Origin of the sequence: Gillisia sp. Hel_I_86, assembly GCF_007827275.1 — a bacterium.
In the GTDB taxonomy this organism is placed as follows: Bacteria; Bacteroidota; Bacteroidia; order Flavobacteriales; family Flavobacteriaceae; genus Gillisia.
The window spans coordinates 958,663-976,186 of sequence record NZ_VISE01000001.1; the positions used below are offsets into that span (position 1 = coordinate 958,663).

The window sequence follows — 17,524 nt, forward strand, 5'->3', positions numbered from 1 at the left end:
TCAAACGACCTACTTACCATTATTATTCTCTTTGTATTATTATTATTGGTGCTAGGGAAGGCCTTATTTCACAATCGGTTCGAGGATTTCACTTCTTTAGCAACATCGGGAAAATTCTTAATGATAAAATCCAGAGAGCATAAACTCTTATTTGGTTTTAACGTTTTAATGCTCACGGTACATATATTGAGTGTCTCTTTATTTGTGTTTTTAACATTCAGGCTCTTTACATCCCAAACTTTAGAAAACCAAGGAAGTTTATTATTGAGAATAATTACCGCATATGGTTTTATTGTATTGCTAAAGTTTACCGTAGAAAAAATTATTGCTAACGTTTTTGACATAGATGAAATTATAGATACTTATATTTTCCAAAAACAAACCTATCTCAATTTTATCTCTCTGATTATCTTTGGATTATCCCTATTTCTTGTGTATAGTGATATTCCTAGGCTACCTCTTTTTTATCTAATTATCGTCCTTATAATTATTGCGCTCTCCTATACACTGTATACGATTATTAATAAAAACCTCAGACTAATATCACGCTTTTGGTTCTATTTTATTTTGTACATTTGCGCTCTCGAAATTGCCCCTTATGTTATTTTGTATAAGCTAATTACAAAGTACTAAGAAATCTAAATTTATACTAGTATGAAAGTGAAAACAATTTTAATATCTCAGCCAGAGCCTAAAATAGAAAATTCACCTTATTTTGAGCTGGAAGAAAAACAACGAGTAAAAATTGATTTCATACCATTTATTCATGTTGAAGGAGTTAACTCCAAGGATATTAGACAACAAAAAATAGATCTTACCAATTATACGGCTATTATTTTAACCAGCAGAAATGCGGTAGACCACTTTTTTAGAATAGCAGAGGAAATGCGCTTTAAAGTGCCAGACACCCTTAAGTATTTTTGTTTAAGTGAAGCGGTAGCATATTATTTACAGAAATATGTAGTGTACAGAAAGCGAAAAATATATGTTGGGAAGCGCACATTCTCAGAGTTGTCCCCATATATTAAAAAGTATAAGAACGAAAAATTCCTTTTGCCGGCCTCAGATATGCTGAAGCCGGATGTGCCCAAAATACTTAACAAGTTGGGCGTAGAATGGAAACAAGCGGTTTTTTACAAAACTGTGGTAAGCGATCTTTCAGATTTAAGAAATGTTACTTACGATATTCTAGTATTCTTTAGCCCCAGCGGAATAAAATCGCTTTTTGAGAACTTCCCGGAATTCGAACAAAAAGATACGAAGATCGCAGTTTTTGGAAATACCACCATCAAGGCAGCAAAAGATCACGGATTGGTTTGCAATATAAAAGCACCCACCCCGGAAACCCCATCCATGACAATGGCACTTCAGAAATACATTAAAGAAGCTAACAAGAAATAAAGAATTTTTTTTACATAAAATAAAAAAAGCCGATTCCTCCTAACAAAGGGCATCGGCTTTTTAATTTCATTTTAAAACCATTGTTTACTCACAATCCCCATCACAAGGCATTGCGTTTTCATAATTTTCTGTTGTAAAAGTATATCGCCTAAGAATTACATCCTCATCAGAACTATAATCTTCAACTACTGCTAAAATATTATTTTCTTCATCACAACCTTCTTCCTGGTTACTAAAAATATTATAACAATAAAAGCTAGCTATTCTCCTATCTCTGTAGATAATTTTTAATGAATCTGCATTAAAAACATCAGAAAATAAATAAGATCTTCCACTTTTTCTACTCAGAAAGTTTTCCTTATATAATCCACCATCTTGAATTTTTATTTCTTTTACCAGAATAGGTGCAAAAGCAGAATTATAACTTTTTATTTTAATATCCCCTCCTGACTCGTTGATAATTTCAAAACGGTAGGTTACTGGTTTATCGCTCCTATCACTACAGCCCACAGTAAGCAGGAGCAATAAATTAAATATTACTATTTTTTTCATTAGTTCCAATAGTTATAAAGTTCATCTACATAACGTGCTATACTGTTATCGTTTTAGTTCCGAACTTTAATTAGTTTAAGCCCTAAAAGCTAATCCGGCCCGCATGATACATGACCGGACTTTTTTTGAGGATTCTTTTTCTAATCACAATCCCCATCACAAGGCATTGCGTTTTCATAATCTTGTTGTGTAATAATATATAAAAACTGGTCTCCTCCTATATCTTCATAATTACCATGACGAAAAATATTTCTTTCTATAGGGTCAGAGAAGAAGATACCATCCTGAAGATCATTTACAACATTAATTTTCTTCTTTTCATTATTAAAAATTATAACAAGAGAATCTGAAGATAATGAGGAGCTTGGATAAATTGCGTTAGGATCAACTGAAAGAGGTTGTCCCACTTCAAATTGTTCACCATTATAACTACTTCTTGGAGTTAATTTTAATTCATTACTTAATGAACCATCAAATTTATAATAAAATTTTATTTTCAATTCTTGCTGAGTATCATTTTCAATAATATAAGTTCTCTTATACATTTTTGCTTCGGGCCCACAATTCAGAAAAAAAAGCAGGGGTAATAAAAATATTGTTTTTTTCATCGTAATTTAATTAGGCCAATTTGCAAATAATTCATCTATATATTGCTCTGTAGAATTATTATACATGTTCTTTATATTATCTCTCCATTGGTTCCAAGACCTGGCACCTATCAAAGCATCTTCTAACTGTTTAAGGGTATAACCGCTAACTCGATCTATAGGTCTTGTTAGACCATAACGAAACCTTTGATTTGTATTATCAATCATATCCCAACCGGCAGAGGTATAATGAATATCGTCTAAAATACCGAAGTTTTGGTAATTATTAAATTTGTATTCATACCCTGATATCGTGAACTTTCGTGCATAACGTTCATTTGCAAATGCAATTTCTACAGTTCTAGCCCATGTTTCCATAAGTCGACGGTTATTATTCGCAGTAGGCCCTAAATTTTCATTACATTGAAAAATTGGAGTACTAAAACATACATTTGTATAAGCATCCCAAACTATATTACTATAAGAAGGTCTATCTGTTTCCCTATGAGCCGAATGTGCAAGTTCGTGAATTGTCGTGCCATAAACTACATCGGATGGTTCTCCCCATGCTTTAATAAAAATCTGTGGCACAATACCTTTAGTAGCCATAGAAAAAAATGGAATATGAGATGATTCACCATCAAGTTCCCTTGCTCCTAATTTCATTTGCCTTTTCAAAAATGAGTTCTGAGAAGGTGAAGTTAATCCAAATCTACTTCCATAATAATAATCGTATGCGGCGGTATGAATCATGCCATGATATTCATCGTCGCCCCCTTTAATCTTTTTGTTCCAAGCCTGCTCTTTTACCCGTGGACCGCGGGTCTCTGCCTGAAAAATAGAACCATTTCTAATGCTATATTGGTGACGTTCCCACTGTATGATGTACCTGGCATTACCTTTTAAAGATCGTGTGCTAAAGTTCCCGTTAGCATCTGTAATTCCCTGTCTAATAGTAAACCACTGCCGCATTAATACTTGCGCTCCTACTAAAGGTACATATTGCCCATCTGTGGGTACTTTCTTATAATTATATACTGCCCGTTGACAAGTACCGGTACTTCCTCCATCATCAATAGGTGTAATTTGAGCAGGTTGATTTGGATCTTGTATGGTGGTATCGCCACCTTCACAAGGATAATATTCATAATATGGTGATACTCTAACAGTTTCGAACCCAGAGAAGGTATTGTCCCAAATTTGGATATTGCCAGAGGGGGTCCAACGGGTTCCAAAAATCCATCCTTTATTTTGATTTTCATTTTTACTTTGAACTTTCTTATCATCTAATTGGTCTTCATTTTCAGTTAAAATATAAGCTTCTCTTAGTAAACGTGTAAACAATTCATCTTTGTCGGCTTTTGATGCTTTTCCAGACCCCTTAATGGCGTCGTCAAAATAAGGATCCTCTTCAGGTATATATAAATCTTCCAAAACTCTAGGAGTTATGGTTGTTGTTACAGTCGCTGTTACTGGAACTGCTGTATAATACTGTGGTATCGCATCAGGGTTAGTAGAAGTTCGGCTATCTAAATATTCATCAGTATATTCTACATCTAAAGGATAGTCGAATAAAACAAGTGAACTATCTTTTTTCATTTCCTATACTTCTTCTTCTGTAGTTGGTTCAAATTTTAAGTAAAGATGTGAAGTAGTTACGGTATAGTCATCATCTATAATAATATATTGCTCCGCGCCTTCCACTTTATTTTTATTTTTTTCTTTAACTTTCGCCAAAGCTTTTTGCATATTTTTTACGGAGTAAGGGTTCTTGAGCTTTTTTCCGTTTTCTTTACCTTTATTCCCAGAGTTTTCTTCGTTTTGATGAACAGTTTGTTCCTCCATATAGTCAAACTCTTTCTTTTCACAAGAACTATTTGCAATTATTAGAACAAAAAAACAAAAAATTTTAAAATGTAGATTTCTTTTCATAATTATATTTAAAATTGTTAAAGTAAAAGCAATATATACATATAAAATCATTTATGTTAGGAAAATCATAATTTTTAACATACTCATTGTTTTATCCTTTCAAAAAATAATGTACTATTGTCGTAATCCTTTTTAAAAATTTAATTCATAAAAAATGAAAGCCACTTATCTTACCTGCACTACTCTTCTTTTTAGTTTTATCTTATTTACTTCTTGCAAGAAGGATGATGAGCCAACTATCACAACCACCAGTAGTGAGATTTTAGGAAGGTGGTATCCTGTTGAGGCTGTTGTAGAAGGAGTGGTTTTTCCATATGATGATCATGAAGATTGTGGTAAAGATTATTTGGAATTTACCGTTGAGGAGATAATAAGAGAAGTAGATATATTGAATTGCGAAGAAGTTATTGATGGAACTGGAAGATATGAGATCAATGGCAATATTTTGAGTCTAAATTATGGAGGCTTAGAAAGCATTCAAATAGAAATTATAGATTTAACGGCCTCAACCCTTATCTTGTTATTTGAAGAAGATCAGGATGACGATGGAGATTTAGAAGAGGTTAGGGCACGGTACTCTAGAGAATAATCTTTTTGAGCAAAAGACTGCAGTTATTTAAAAACTTCTTAAGAATGGTGTGGAATAAACAATTATATTGTATATCCGTTTTATGTACTATAGTTGTTTCGTCAGCCTGAGACCTGTGACAAAAAAAAATTATCCAGTGTAGGAAATTGACGTATGATGGTTCTTAGCATATTTATCGTTTTTAAGAACTTCTTTTTTGCAGTGTAGTGCTTCCCCAGCGTAAAATCTTCGAAGCCAAGGAGAAAATTTAGCTGGGGGAGCACGGTTCTAGTTATGCGGCAGCATAATTGGAAACACCTACAAAAAAGTGTCCTTTTTTTGGTTCCGTTTTTTTCGACAAACAAAAAAATGAACAATCATTAAAATTAATCAAAGCTTTATAGACCAAAGGGAGTGTTTTGCAAATTCTTGGAATTACCGCAATGAGAACAAAAAGCGCATTAAAAATGGCCAAGGAATTAGATGCTATAATTAGCTATAAATCAGTAACTTATTAATTACGTCAATGGTAATTTATCTCAGGTTCTCAATTTACTATATTGATTATTAGTGCTATAAGATTCTGAAACAAGTTCAGAAAGACGTTATTTATTGTTTTATTATACTTTACGGATATATTATATCTAAAAATAAATAAAACCCGATAAATATTGACTACACAATAGGCCCTCCAGAAAGGATTTCCTTATTGGAGTTGTCTTCATATTTCTTAAAGTTCGTTTTAAACGAATTGGCAAGTTCCATTGCCTTGGCATCGTAAGCATCCTTATCGCTCCAAGTTTGTCTAGGATTCAATACTTCACTGGGAACATTTTCGCATTCCAACGGCATATGAAGGCCAAATATGGGATGTCGAGTAAATTCCACATCTGCCAATTTACCGTCCAAAGCAGCTTCGATCATTGCCCTGGTATATTTTAACTTCATCCTGTTCCCTGTACCGTAAGCTCCACCGGTCCAACCAGTGTTTACCAACCATACATTTACATCAGCTTCTTTCATTTTCGTGCTTAACATCTCGGCATATTCTGCTGGGTGCAACGGCATAAAAGGTGCGCCAAAACATGCAGAAAAGTTTGGTTGTGGCTCATCTACCCCAGCCTCGGTTCCTGCCACTTTCGCAGTATATCCACTCATAAAGTGATATGCCGCTTGGGCAGGAGTAAGTTTGCTTATTGGAGGCAATACCCCAAAGGCATCGGCAGTTAAGAAAAATATGTTCTTGGGATTTTTTCCTATAGAAGGTTTTGCTATATTTTTAATATGATTTAAAGGATAACTCACACGAGTGTTAGGGGTAATAGACGTATTTCCAAAATCTACACTGCCATCTTCATTAAAGATCACATTTTCCAAGATCGCTCCGGGCTTAATGGCATGAAATATATCCGGTTCATTTTCTTCTGAAAGGTTGATCACTTTTGCGTAACATCCACCTTCAAAATTGAAAATAGTGTTTTCTTTGGTCCATCCGTGCTCATCGTCTCCAATAAGCTTGCGCTTTGGATCTGCAGACAAGGTTGTTTTTCCCGTCCCTGAAAGTCCGAAGAAAACAGCGGTATCTCCATCTTCACCTATATTTGCAGAACAATGCATGGGAAGGGTGTTCTTGTGTACAGGAAGAATAAAATTCAATGCTGAAAAAATTCCTTTTTTGATTTCCCCAGTATATCCACTACCACCTATCAATGCGATTTTCTTTGTGAAATTTAAAATAGAAAAATTTCCTTGGCGCGTTCCATCCACTTCCGGATCGGCTTTAAAACCAGGCGCATTCACTACGATCCAGTCTTCCTTAAAATTTTCCAGCTCAGCTTCTTCTGGTCTTAAAAACATATTGTATGCAAATAAATTGGACCAGGGATATTCGTTTATTACACGAATATTTAAACGGTAGTTATCATCTGCACATATATAAGAGTCCCGTACATAAATTTCCTTTTCAGAAAGGTAATCTACTACCTTGTCGTACAACTTGTCAAATTTATCAGCGTCAAAGGGAATATTGATATCTCCCCACCAAACTTTCTCCTTGGTCTCTTCATCCTTTACCAAAAAGCGGTCTTTAGGGGATCTCCCGGTAAATTCTCCTGTGTTCACAGCTAAAGCGCCACTCGATGCCTCAACTCCTTGGTTATTGTCCAAAGTTATCTGATGTAATTTTTCTGGAGATAGTTGATAGTGAGCAGTAGCGTTAATAATTCCGTATTTGTCTAACGATAACGATTTCGTAATTTGCTTGTTTGCCAACATAAAAGTTTAGGTTGTGTGTTTGTTTAGGCATACAAAAGTAAATAAACTTAAACTGTTAGCTAGAAAAAAACCACTAATTTATTTCTTTTTTAACTTTATAAAATGAACCAAGAGCCATGCCCAGGCTATAATTAACAAACTGCCGCCCAAAGGCGTAGCCAAGGCGATTACTTTAAAATCCATGCTGGTCAAGGCATTTGTAGCCAATAAATAAATAGATCCGCTAAACAAAATCACTCCAAAAATCAGCAAGTAAAAGATCCCGGTTGAAAGTTTCTGTCCAGAGGATATTAGTAGCCCCAAAATCAGCAATAAAAAAGAATGATAGATCTGGTATTTTATTCCTGTTTCCAACGAAATAAAGGAGTCTGGTGATAATAATGGTTTTAGTCCGTGAGCTCCAAAGGCGCCAATTACTATTCCCAAAAGCCCAAAAACAAACCCGGCAATATAATATTTTCTCTCCATGCTATAGTTTTATTAGTCTAAACATTTAAGTACTTTCGTCCCTTAAGTTTACAAAACTAATTAAGAAAATTCAATATGCGACAAATATTAATAATTGGTGCCGGCAAATCCACTTCGGTATTAATTTCCTACTTGCTTAATAAATCTGAAACAGAAAACTTGTTCCTTACCATCGGGGACCTGGATATAGAGCACGCAAAAAAACTCAGCCAGAATCACGAAAGATGCAAAGCTATTGTATTGAATGTTTTCAATAAAGAAAGTCGGGAATCGGCAATTAAGGATGCCGATATCGTAATTTCCATGTTGCCAGCAAGATTTCATATAGAGGCAGCCAAAGATTGTATTAAATACAAAAAATCATTGGTTACCGCTTCTTATGTAAGCAAGGAGATGAAAGCACTGGATCAAAAAGTGAAAGAAAACGGCTTGGTCTTTATGAACGAGATTGGGGTGGATCCTGGGATAGATCATATGAGTGCCATGAAGGTAATAGACAGCATTCGCGATAAAGGCGGGAAAATGATCCTTTTTGAATCTTTTACCGGCGGATTGGTAGCTCCGGAAAGTGATACCAACCTTTGGAACTATAAATTCACTTGGAACCCAAGAAATGTTGTGGTAGCTGGCCAAGGTGGCGTAGCTGAATTTATCCAAGAAGGAAAATACAAATATATCCCGTACCATCGTTTGTTCCGAAGAACAGAATTCTTGGAAGTGGAAGGTCATGGAAAATTTGAAGGATATGCCAACAGGAACTCTTTGGACTACCGAAGCATTTATGGCTTGGAAGATATTCTCACACTTTATAGGGGAACTATAAGACGGGTTGGGTTTAGCAAGGCTTGGAACATGTTTGTTCAGCTAGGTCTAACAGATGATACTTATACCATGCAGGACACTACGAATATGAGCTACAGGGACTTTATCAATTCATTTTTACCCTATTCTACAACAGATAGCGTGGAGCTAAAACTAAGGCATAACTTGAAAATAGACCAAGATGATATTATGTGGGAGAAATTGGTAGAATTAGACCTTTTCAACAAAGACAAAAAAATAGGATTAGAAAATGCTACTCCGGCCCAAGCGCTTCAAAAAATATTATCAGATAAATGGACACTTGCAGAAGATGACAAAGACATGATCGTGATGTACCATAAATTTGGATATGAAATTAATGGAGAGAAAAAGCAGATAGATTCTACCATGGTGTTAATTGGGGACGATCAAACACATACTGCTATGGCTAAAACAGTAGGCTTGCCAGTTGCAATAGCAACCTTGGCAATTTTGAATAAAAAAATAACCACTCCAGGGGTTCAAATACCAATTACCAAAGAAGTGTACACCCCTATATTAGAGGAGTTGGAATCTCATGGAATTGCCTTTAAAGAAAAGGAAACAACATATTTAGGCTATAATCCGTTTGGAGGAGTTGGGAATTGATTAAAATAGCAGTAAATTTTAAGCCCCAAACTTAACAACCTAACCAAATGAAATATGTAGATGACCAGGTTACCATTGATGGTATAGACAAGACCATCCTTAACTATCTCATGGAAGATGCGCGAAAGCCTATACTGGAAATTGCCAGAAGTATTGGTATAAGTGGTGCTGCCATCCATCAAAGATTGAGAAAACTAGAAAAAGCCGGATTAATAGAAGGCTCAAAACTCATGATCAACCCACGGGTTTTAGGCTATAAAACTTTGGCCTTTGTGGGTGTTTATTTGGACAAGGCCGTGAGCAATCCTCAAGCTGTAAAAAGGCTGAGTGAGATTCCCGAAGTATTGGAATGCCACTATACAACAGGAAACTGGTCTATCTTTTTAAAGATCCTCTGTAGGGACAATGAGCACCTTATGAATGTTCTCAACAAGAATATACAGGCTATTGATGGAGTCTCAAGGACAGAAACCTTTATTTCCCTGGATCAGCAAATAAAAAGGCAGATAAAAGTGTAGTTCCTATCTTTAGGAATACATAAAAAATGAATTTGTCTCCCTGAGCCCTTCGAATATCGCTCAGGATAAACTAAAGTCGATAGGCCTTAAAAAACATCTCGACTCCGCTCGATGGGACATTTGATAGAATGTCGGTAGAAAATAGAAATACCCCCTAAATTAAATAAAAGCGGCGTTGTAATTTACAAGGCCTCTTTTATATTAAAATATTTAAACCTTATCCTGCACTTGAGCAAGAATATAAAACGAATTTAAAGAGATGCTGAAACAAGTTCAGCATGACGAAAAACCTTAATCCCTGCCCAAGTAAATACTCACGAAATAAAGCAAGGTTGCCAAAGATCCAATAGCTGCTACCACATAGGTTCTCGCTGCCCACTTTAAAGAATCTTCTGCTGCATCATGTTCTGCTGCAGTAAGCATATTTTCACTTTCCAACCATACCAAAGCCCTCTTACTTGCATCATATTCCACAGGCAAAGTTACAAAACTAAACAAAGTTCCCATCCCAAAAAGGATGATCCCAACTAACAACACGGTACTTCCCAATGCTGTGGTCCCCATTAAAACCAGACCTCCCAGGATCACCCATGTAGAAAGTTTAGACGCTACGCTTACTACGGGTACAAGCTGGCTGCGCATTCCCAGCCAACTATATGCCTGTGCGTGTTGTACAGCATGTCCACATTCATGTGCTGCGACGGCAGCAGCAGCGGCGTTTCGTTGCGTATAAACACCTTCGCTTAAATTCACCGTTTTCTTCTGTGGGTTGTAATGGTCCGATAACATTCCAGGTGTTGAAATTACTTTCACATCGGTTATCCCATTATCATAAAGCATTTTTTCAGCAATCTCTTTCCCACTCATTCCATTTTGGAGATGAACTTTAGAGTATTTTTTGAATTTGCTTTTTAATTTATTGCTTACATATAAACTCACAATAAATATGAGCCCGGCAATTATATAGTATCCAATCATTTCTTTTTTATTTGATGTTTTTACATTTCAAATATAACAAAAACCCAGCCATTTTTATCTGTGTCAGTTCTGCATCCAAATTGGCAAAAAACCTTTTGTTATAGGCTTCAGCAAGCACACACACTTAAAATTATCCTAAATATTAAAGCATACTTACAATAGGACGCTAGAGATTCCTTTCAATTTAAGATATTGTCTATATTTGCAGCATTCATCTATAAACAGTTTATGCAATACAAAAGAATTCTTCTTAAATTATCGGGCGAAGCATTAATGGGCGACAGACAATACGGGATAGATCCTGATCGTTTGGCCGAATATGCACAAGAAATAAAAACGGTCATAGAAAAAGGTGTGGAGGTTGCTATTGTTATAGGAGGTGGAAATATTTTTAGAGGTGTGGCCGGTGCAAGCAAAGGAATGGACAGAGTACAAGGAGACCACATGGGGATGCTTGCCACTGTAATTAATGGGCTAGCGCTTCAAGGATCGTTGGAAGATGCGGGAATACAAACACGTTTGCAATCTGCCATCCAAATAAACGAAGTAGCAGAACCTTTTATTAGACGAAGAGCAATTCGTCACCTGGAAAAAGGGCGTGTTGTTATTTTTGGGGGAGGGACAGGAAATCCATATTTTACCACAGATTCTGCTGCAGTTCTTAGAGCAATCGAAATCCATGCAGATGTGATTTTGAAGGGAACACGAGTAGATGGTATTTATACCGCAGATCCTGAAAAAGATAAGAAGGCTACAAAATTCGATTTTATATCTTTCGATGATGTAATTCGTAAAGGCTTAAAAGTGATGGACACCACAGCATTTACCCTTAGCCAGGAGAATGAACTGCCAATCATTGTGTTCGATATGAACAATAAAGGGAACCTGTTAAAAGTAGTGACCGGCGAAAATATTGGAACTAAAGTAAATTTACAAGAAGATTGAATGAAATAATCAAACTTTTTAGGAAGGTACCGTTGCCAAGGATTCAAGGCATAAAGTTTGAACACTAATTTTAAAAATCGAGACAAACCTTAAGGAATTAACCCCTCACTGAGGGATTAAAGTTTTAACAATATGAACGAAGATTTAAATTTTATTCTGGAAAGTACAGAAGAGAACATGCACAATGCACTTAAGCATTTGGAAAAACAATTGCTTAATATTCGTGCCGGGAAAGCAACCCCATCTATGCTTGGGAGTGTAATGGTAGAATATTATGGTAGTATGACTCCTTTGGCACAAGTTGCAAACATCAACACACCGGATGCCAGAACACTTACCATACAGCCATATGAAAAGAATACCATCCCAAACATCGAAAAAGGGATCATGTATGCCAATCTTGGTTTTAATCCTATGAACAATGGGGAAAGTGTAATAATTAGCGTTCCTCCTTTAACTGAAGAGCGACGTAAAGAACTGGTAAAACAAGCAAAAGCTGAAGCAGAGGAAGCTAAGATTGGGATTAGAAACGACAGAAAAGTCGCCAATAACGATATCAAGAAATTGGAGATCTCTGAAGATGAGTCTAAAATTGCGGAAGAAAATATTCAGACCTTAACAGATACCCATATTAAAAAAGTAGATGCTATTTTAGAGGTTAAAGAAAAAGAAATCATGACCATCTAAACCTAAGATTCTTTTAAAACATATCCTAATCGGCTTTAGAATATTATATTTGGTTCAACCAAAGTATTATAACTATTTTAAAGCCGATTTTTTTTTTAAGTCTTTTACTTGGAGGAATTAATGAATGTATGCAAAAACTACTTACCCTAGCTTTATTTATTATTTCATGTTCTAGCATTATCGGTCAAAATACGTTTAATGGCCAAATAATAAATGCTAAAAATGGGGAGCCTTTAGCCTATGCTACTGTAAAGGGCTCAGAAAAAACACAGGCCCTTACCAATATAGACGGAAGCTTCAGTTTACAATTAAGCACCAAAGATTCTATCATAACCGTTTCTTATATTGGTTTTTCCAGCAAAAAGATCCCGGTCACAAAATTTTCAGGTTTCTACATTATAAAATTGCAGCCATTTGCAGAAAACCTTTCGGCAGTAATGTTATATTCTGAAGAAAGTCCTGTAGATAAAATTATTCGTAAGGCAATCGAGAGAAAAGCTAAAAACGACCCGGAAAAAGCGTTGAATAGTTTTACTTATAAAAGCTACAACAAATTCATTATAGACAATGAAGCTTCAGGAATCAGTACTCAAACTGATTCTTCAAATATAGAGATCAGGACCATCATCAACCAAGGTCGTGCCTATCTTTCAGAAAAAACAGCAACCCATCTGTTTGCGAAACCAAATAAGAGAAAAGAATTAGTAGAAGGTATTAAAACTGCAGGTTTTAACAAGCCTGTTTACGATGTACTGTCTTTAAAGGCCGAGCCTCTTTCTCTTTACAAGAGCAACTATCAATTATTTGATACAGATTATGCAGGACCTTTGGCAAATGGGGCATTCAATAATTATTCTTATAAAATATTGGACACCACAAGTATAGCAGGCAGGCCTTCCTATATGATCTACTTTAAACCAAAAAGGCAAAAGAAGGTTGCTGGATTGGAAGGTGTTTTATATTTAGACACAACGAGCTATGCCATTCAGAAAGCAACCGCGCAACTTATGGGAGCAGTAGAATTGGTGGTAAACCATAATTACGATTATTATAAAGCCCAAGACTTGTGGTTCCCAAGCAATCAAACAATCACGTTGAAACCTGGTACTGGCGGAAAAGACATCTCGGTTTTTGGGGGAAGTATTTCTTTAGGAACAGTCCAACGTAAAAAATCCATTTTAAACACTGTCATTGGGTCCGGAGAAATAGAATCGGGGCTTTTTTTGGAATCCACTACTGTTAACTACGAGCTTCGGTTCAACGAGGAAGTTTCCTTCCCTAAATATGCGGCTACTATCAATGTATTAAAAGATGCAAACGAAAAGCCTGTTAATTACTGGGAAGCCAATCGCCAAATTCCATTTACCATAGCAGATGAGCTTACTTCTCAAAAAGTAGATAGTATTATTAAGACTAGGAATATCGAGCAAAAGATCAGGGTGAAAAAGGCCATTTCCAATGGTCATTTACCTGCGGGAATGTGGGATTTTGATATTAGTAAATTTTTTAAATTCAATAATTACGAGGGGATTCGAATAGGAGCCGGAGGAACCACCAATGCCGGTTTTTCTGAAAAAATTAGATTACACGGCTATCTTGTTTATGGTTTTAAAGATGCGGAATTCAAATATGGTTTGGGAGCAGGAACATTATTGAGAAAACGCACGGATACTTGGCTGGATATAAAATATAGCGATGACATTCGGGAAGTTGGAAGCTATAAATACCTAAAAGGCATCAATGATTTTTCGATTTTGGAACCCCGATTCGTAAATATTAGTTTTTACTATAAATATCGGGAACTTCAAGCGGGGCTAACCCATAGATTTACTCCAAAATTGGAAACGGAATGGGTGATCAACAGAAGCGATATTTCCCAAATAGGAAATTATGGCTTTGTAGACAACAACATCCTTTATACAGATTATACAATTGCAGAAGCCACTGTTGGGTTTTTATACCGCCCATTTAGTACCTTTTTGAACACTCCGGAAAGCAACCAAATAATCAATAAAGGGTATCCGCAATTTACCGGGCAAATATCAAAAAGTTTTTCTAATATTCTGGGTGGGGACTTCGATTTCACTAAAATAGGATTAAAGGCTGAATATCAAATAAACAGACTGGACCTATCCAATACCCAATTTACATTGGAGGGAAATTATGCCTTCGGTGCTATTCCACTAACACATGCATTTCACTCGTTCCCAAACAATCCCAATAAAACAGAAATCTTCGATAGATTTTCCATAGCAGGAAAGATCAGTTTTGAAACGATGTATTTCAATGAATTCTTTAGTGATCGCCAAGTGGCTTTGCACGTAAGACATCAGTTTAGACCAATAAGAATTACAGACTCATACAAACCTGAACTTGCGATTTTAAATAGATTTGTAATTGGAAGTTTCGATGATATTGAAGCACATCAGAACATCGAATTCAATTCCCTAAAACACGGTTTTTCTGAAGCTGGCTTGGAACTCAACAAGTTGCTTGGTGGTTTCGGACTTAGTTTTGCTTATAGATATGGAGCTTATCACCTACCTACTTTCAAAGAAAATTTTTCTTTTAAATTTACATTGAAGCTTAAAATTTAGAAAGCAGATTGCTTTACTTAAAATTAAATCAGGAACCTTGGGGCAAGCCTCAGGGAATTAAACTCTCATTGAGGGATTAATACCACGGCTTTTCTTAACTTTGCCAGCGCTTAAAAAACAGGCATGTCAAAAATTTTCAGTTTTGGGTTTTGGAATTCCATTGCACGAGTGATCCTTCGGAATAGAATTATTATTATTGCCATAATTATTGGTATTACCATATTTCTTGCCTCCCAATGGCAAAATATGCGATTTTCTTATACCGAAGCAAACCTCTTGCCAGACGATCATGAGATTAATATCACCTACAATAATTTTCTGGACAAATTCGGGGAGGAAGGGAATTTAATAGTGTTAGCCGTAAATGACCCCACCCTTTTCACTCCTGAAAAATTTATAGCATGGAACAAACTTTCAGAAAAATTACAAACTTATCCCCAAGTAGAGAATGTAATTTCCCTAGACAACTTAAAGAAGTTACAAAAATTCAATAATCCCAATAGGTTTGAAATGGTGCCATTCCTCAAAAAAGGGAAATGGGACAGTACGCAGGTTGCTGAATATAAAGATGAGATTTTCAATAAACTGCCTTTCTACGATAATCTGGTTTATAGCAACAATACCAATACCGTACAAACGGCCCTTTACCTTAAAGAAGAGATAGTTAACTCTAAAGAACGAAAGATTTTTGTGATAGACGAGTTGGGACCGCTTATCAAGCAATTCGAAGAAGACAATGACATCAATGTTTACGTGTCTGGGATGCCGTACATAAGGACCTTGAACTCACAAAATATTATAGATGAGATAGGCTTGTTTATTGGGGGAGCATTGTTGGTAACTTCTTTGATCTTCTTCTTTTTCTTCAGATCCTTTAGAGCTACTTTAATCTCCATGATCACCGTACTTATTGGAGTAATGTGGGCTTTTGGGGTAATTGGGCTATTGCATTACGAGATCACGGTGCTTACCGCCCTAATCCCTCCTCTTATTATTGTAATTGGGGTCCCCAATTGTATTTTCCTGATCAATAAATATCAGCAGGAAATAAAAAACCATGGGAATCAGGCGAAATCCCTACAACGTGTTATCGCCAAAGTTGGGAATGCAACCTTACTTACCAACCTAACTACGGCATCTGGATTTGCAACTTTTATCCTTACAGATAGTAAGTTATTAAAGGAATTTGGTACTGTTGCCTCCATTAACATCATTGCGATTTTTATTTTGAGCTTAGTGATCATCCCGATTATTTATAGCTATATGCCATTGCCAAAGGACAAGCACCTAAAGCATCTCAACAAAAGATGGATTGGCGGATTTGTGGATTGGGTGGAGCGCATGGTAAGAGACCATAGGATTGCAATCTATATAGGTTCCATTGCATTATTAGTAGTAAGCATCATAGGTATGTATACTATTAAGATCTCTGGAAGTTTGTTGGAAGATATGCCACAGCAAGCAGATTTCTTTAAGGATATTGAGTTTTTCGAAGAGGAATTCAATGGGGTAATGCCATTGGAGATTTTAATTGATACTAAAAGGCCTAAAGGTGCCCTAAAACTTTCCACCCTAAAGAAAATGGAAAATTTGGAGAACACCATTATTGAGGTTCCAGAGCTTTCATCTCCTCTTTCCCTAGTACGACTCGCCAAATATTCCAAACAAGCTTATTATAATGGAAATCCAAAGTATTACCAATTGCCTACTTCTCAGGAGCAAAACTTTATTGCTCCCTATTTAAAAGGAATCGCTTCTGAAGGCAACTTGCTGAATGCCTATGTGGATACAACAGGGCAATATGCTAGAATGACCACTTTCATGAAAGATATTGGTACCGAAGAAATGGAACGAATTGAAGCAGGTTTATGGCCACAGATCAATAAAATATTCCCTCCAGACAGGTTCGATATTTCCATTACCGGGAAAGCGCTGATTTTTCAGAAAGGGACTACCTATCTGGTGAAAAACCTTGTTATCTCCCTTTCATTTGCCATCTTGTTGATCGCTTTATTGATGGCGTGGATGTTCAGATCGTTTAGAATGATCCTCATCTCGCTAATTCCAAACTTATTGCCGTTAATTGTAACCGCAGGAATGATGGGCTTTTTAGGGGTTCCTATTAAACCATCCACGATTTTGGTATTTAGTATTGCCTTTGGAATCTCTGTAGACGACACCATACATTTTCTGGCGAAATATAGGCAGGAACTAAAAGCGAACAACTGGAAGATCAAGCGCTCTGTTTATGGCGCATTAAGAGAAACTACCGTAAGTATGTTCTATACTTCCATAGTTTTGTTCTTCGGGTTTTCAGTGTTCATGATCAGTAGTTTTGGAGGTACCGTAGCATTGGGAGGATTGGTTTCGGCAACCCTTCTTTTTGCCATGTTGGCCAACTTATTGTTGCTCCCGTCTTTATTGCTTTCCTTGGAAAAGAGGATAGCCAATAAAGAGATCTTAAAAGAGCCAGCTATGCAGATTATTGTGAACGAGGATGATGATCTTTTAGATGAAGATCAAAATAACCAAAATTAGAAAATAGGGTCCTTGTTAAGCTAGCAAGGA

General features: G+C 36.2%; 16 protein-coding genes. 9 read left to right on the forward strand and 7 right to left on the reverse strand.

Features of this window, described 5'->3' with window-relative positions:
• The first annotated feature begins 48 nt into the window (after positions 1–48).
• Positions 49–633 carry a DUF4271 domain-containing protein gene (locus JM83_RS04205; RefSeq protein ID WP_261376881.1) on the forward strand — a complete coding sequence of 195 codons (585 nt, stop codon included), beginning with the start codon at positions 49–51 and terminating at the stop codon, positions 631–633.
• A 21-nt stretch (positions 634–654) separates the two neighbouring features.
• Entirely contained in the window at positions 655–1,401 is a 747-nt protein-coding gene (locus JM83_RS04210) for a uroporphyrinogen-III synthase (RefSeq protein ID WP_144959669.1), read from the forward strand.
• Positions 1,402–1,485: 84 nt separating this feature from the next.
• Here the strand turns inward: JM83_RS04210 and JM83_RS04215 are convergent, their stop codons facing one another.
• The 4 genes from JM83_RS04215 to JM83_RS04230 all read right to left on the reverse strand — a co-directional run bounded on the left by JM83_RS04215 (position 1,486) and on the right by JM83_RS04230 (position 4,472).
• Positions 1,486–1,953 carry a hypothetical protein gene (locus tag JM83_RS04215; protein WP_144959671.1) on the reverse strand — a complete coding sequence of 156 codons (468 nt, stop codon included), beginning with the start codon at positions 1,951–1,953 and terminating at the stop codon, positions 1,486–1,488.
• 140 nt (positions 1,954–2,093) lie between these two features.
• The gene (locus JM83_RS04220; RefSeq protein WP_144959673.1) at positions 2,094–2,561 is read right to left on the reverse strand and encodes a hypothetical protein; all 468 of its coding nucleotides are present in this window, start codon (positions 2,559–2,561) and stop codon (positions 2,094–2,096) included.
• 6 nt (positions 2,562–2,567) lie between these two features.
• A complete protein-coding gene (locus tag JM83_RS04225; RefSeq protein WP_144959675.1) occupies positions 2,568–4,139 on the reverse strand; it encodes a hypothetical protein in 1,572 nt (523 codons plus the stop codon).
• A gap of 3 nt (positions 4,140–4,142) precedes the next feature.
• Positions 4,143–4,472 carry a hypothetical protein gene (locus tag JM83_RS04230; RefSeq protein WP_144959677.1) on the reverse strand — a complete coding sequence of 110 codons (330 nt, stop codon included), beginning with the start codon at positions 4,470–4,472 and terminating at the stop codon, positions 4,143–4,145.
• Between the two features lie 154 nt (positions 4,473–4,626).
• On the opposite strand from JM83_RS04230, the gene JM83_RS04235 reads away from it, so the two are divergent.
• Entirely contained in the window at positions 4,627–5,061 is a 435-nt protein-coding gene (locus JM83_RS04235; protein WP_144959679.1) for a lipocalin family protein, read from the forward strand.
• Between the two features lie 654 nt (positions 5,062–5,715).
• Here JM83_RS04235 and pckA read toward each other — a convergent pair.
• Positions 5,716–7,314, reverse strand: coding sequence for a phosphoenolpyruvate carboxykinase (ATP) (gene pckA / locus JM83_RS04240; protein ID WP_144959681.1), 1,599 nt, complete (start codon positions 7,312–7,314; stop codon positions 5,716–5,718).
• Between the two features lie 78 nt (positions 7,315–7,392).
• A complete protein-coding gene (locus tag JM83_RS04245) occupies positions 7,393–7,782 on the reverse strand; it encodes a DUF423 domain-containing protein (protein WP_144959683.1) in 390 nt (129 codons plus the stop codon).
• 75 nt (positions 7,783–7,857) lie between these two features.
• On the opposite strand from JM83_RS04245, the gene JM83_RS04250 reads away from it, so the two are divergent.
• Both JM83_RS04250 and JM83_RS04255 read left to right on the forward strand, forming a co-directional pair.
• A complete protein-coding gene (locus JM83_RS04250) occupies positions 7,858–9,231 on the forward strand; it encodes a saccharopine dehydrogenase family protein (RefSeq protein ID WP_144959685.1) in 1,374 nt (457 codons plus the stop codon).
• Positions 9,232–9,278: 47 nt separating this feature from the next.
• Entirely contained in the window at positions 9,279–9,749 is a 471-nt protein-coding gene (locus JM83_RS04255; RefSeq protein ID WP_121344581.1) for an Lrp/AsnC ligand binding domain-containing protein, read from the forward strand.
• Positions 9,750–10,040: 291 nt separating this feature from the next.
• Here the strand turns inward: JM83_RS04255 and JM83_RS04260 are convergent, their stop codons facing one another.
• Positions 10,041–10,727, reverse strand: coding sequence for a zinc metallopeptidase (locus JM83_RS04260; protein ID WP_144959687.1), 687 nt, complete (start codon positions 10,725–10,727; stop codon positions 10,041–10,043).
• 228 nt (positions 10,728–10,955) lie between these two features.
• On the opposite strand from JM83_RS04260, the gene pyrH reads away from it, so the two are divergent.
• The 4 genes from pyrH to JM83_RS04280 all read left to right on the forward strand — a co-directional run bounded on the left by pyrH (position 10,956) and on the right by JM83_RS04280 (position 17,494).
• Positions 10,956–11,672, forward strand: coding sequence for a UMP kinase (pyrH, locus tag JM83_RS04265; protein WP_144959689.1), 717 nt, complete (start codon positions 10,956–10,958; stop codon positions 11,670–11,672).
• A 132-nt stretch (positions 11,673–11,804) separates the two neighbouring features.
• Positions 11,805–12,359, forward strand: coding sequence for a ribosome recycling factor (gene frr / locus JM83_RS04270; RefSeq protein WP_144959691.1), 555 nt, complete (start codon positions 11,805–11,807; stop codon positions 12,357–12,359).
• Between the two features lie 128 nt (positions 12,360–12,487).
• Positions 12,488–14,956, forward strand: a complete 2,469-nt coding sequence (locus JM83_RS04275; RefSeq protein ID WP_144959693.1) for a DUF5686 family protein — start codon at positions 12,488–12,490, stop codon at positions 14,954–14,956.
• A 123-nt stretch (positions 14,957–15,079) separates the two neighbouring features.
• A complete protein-coding gene (locus JM83_RS04280) occupies positions 15,080–17,494 on the forward strand; it encodes an efflux RND transporter permease subunit (protein WP_144959695.1) in 2,415 nt (804 codons plus the stop codon).
• The last annotated feature ends 30 nt before the right edge of the window (positions 17,495–17,524 follow it).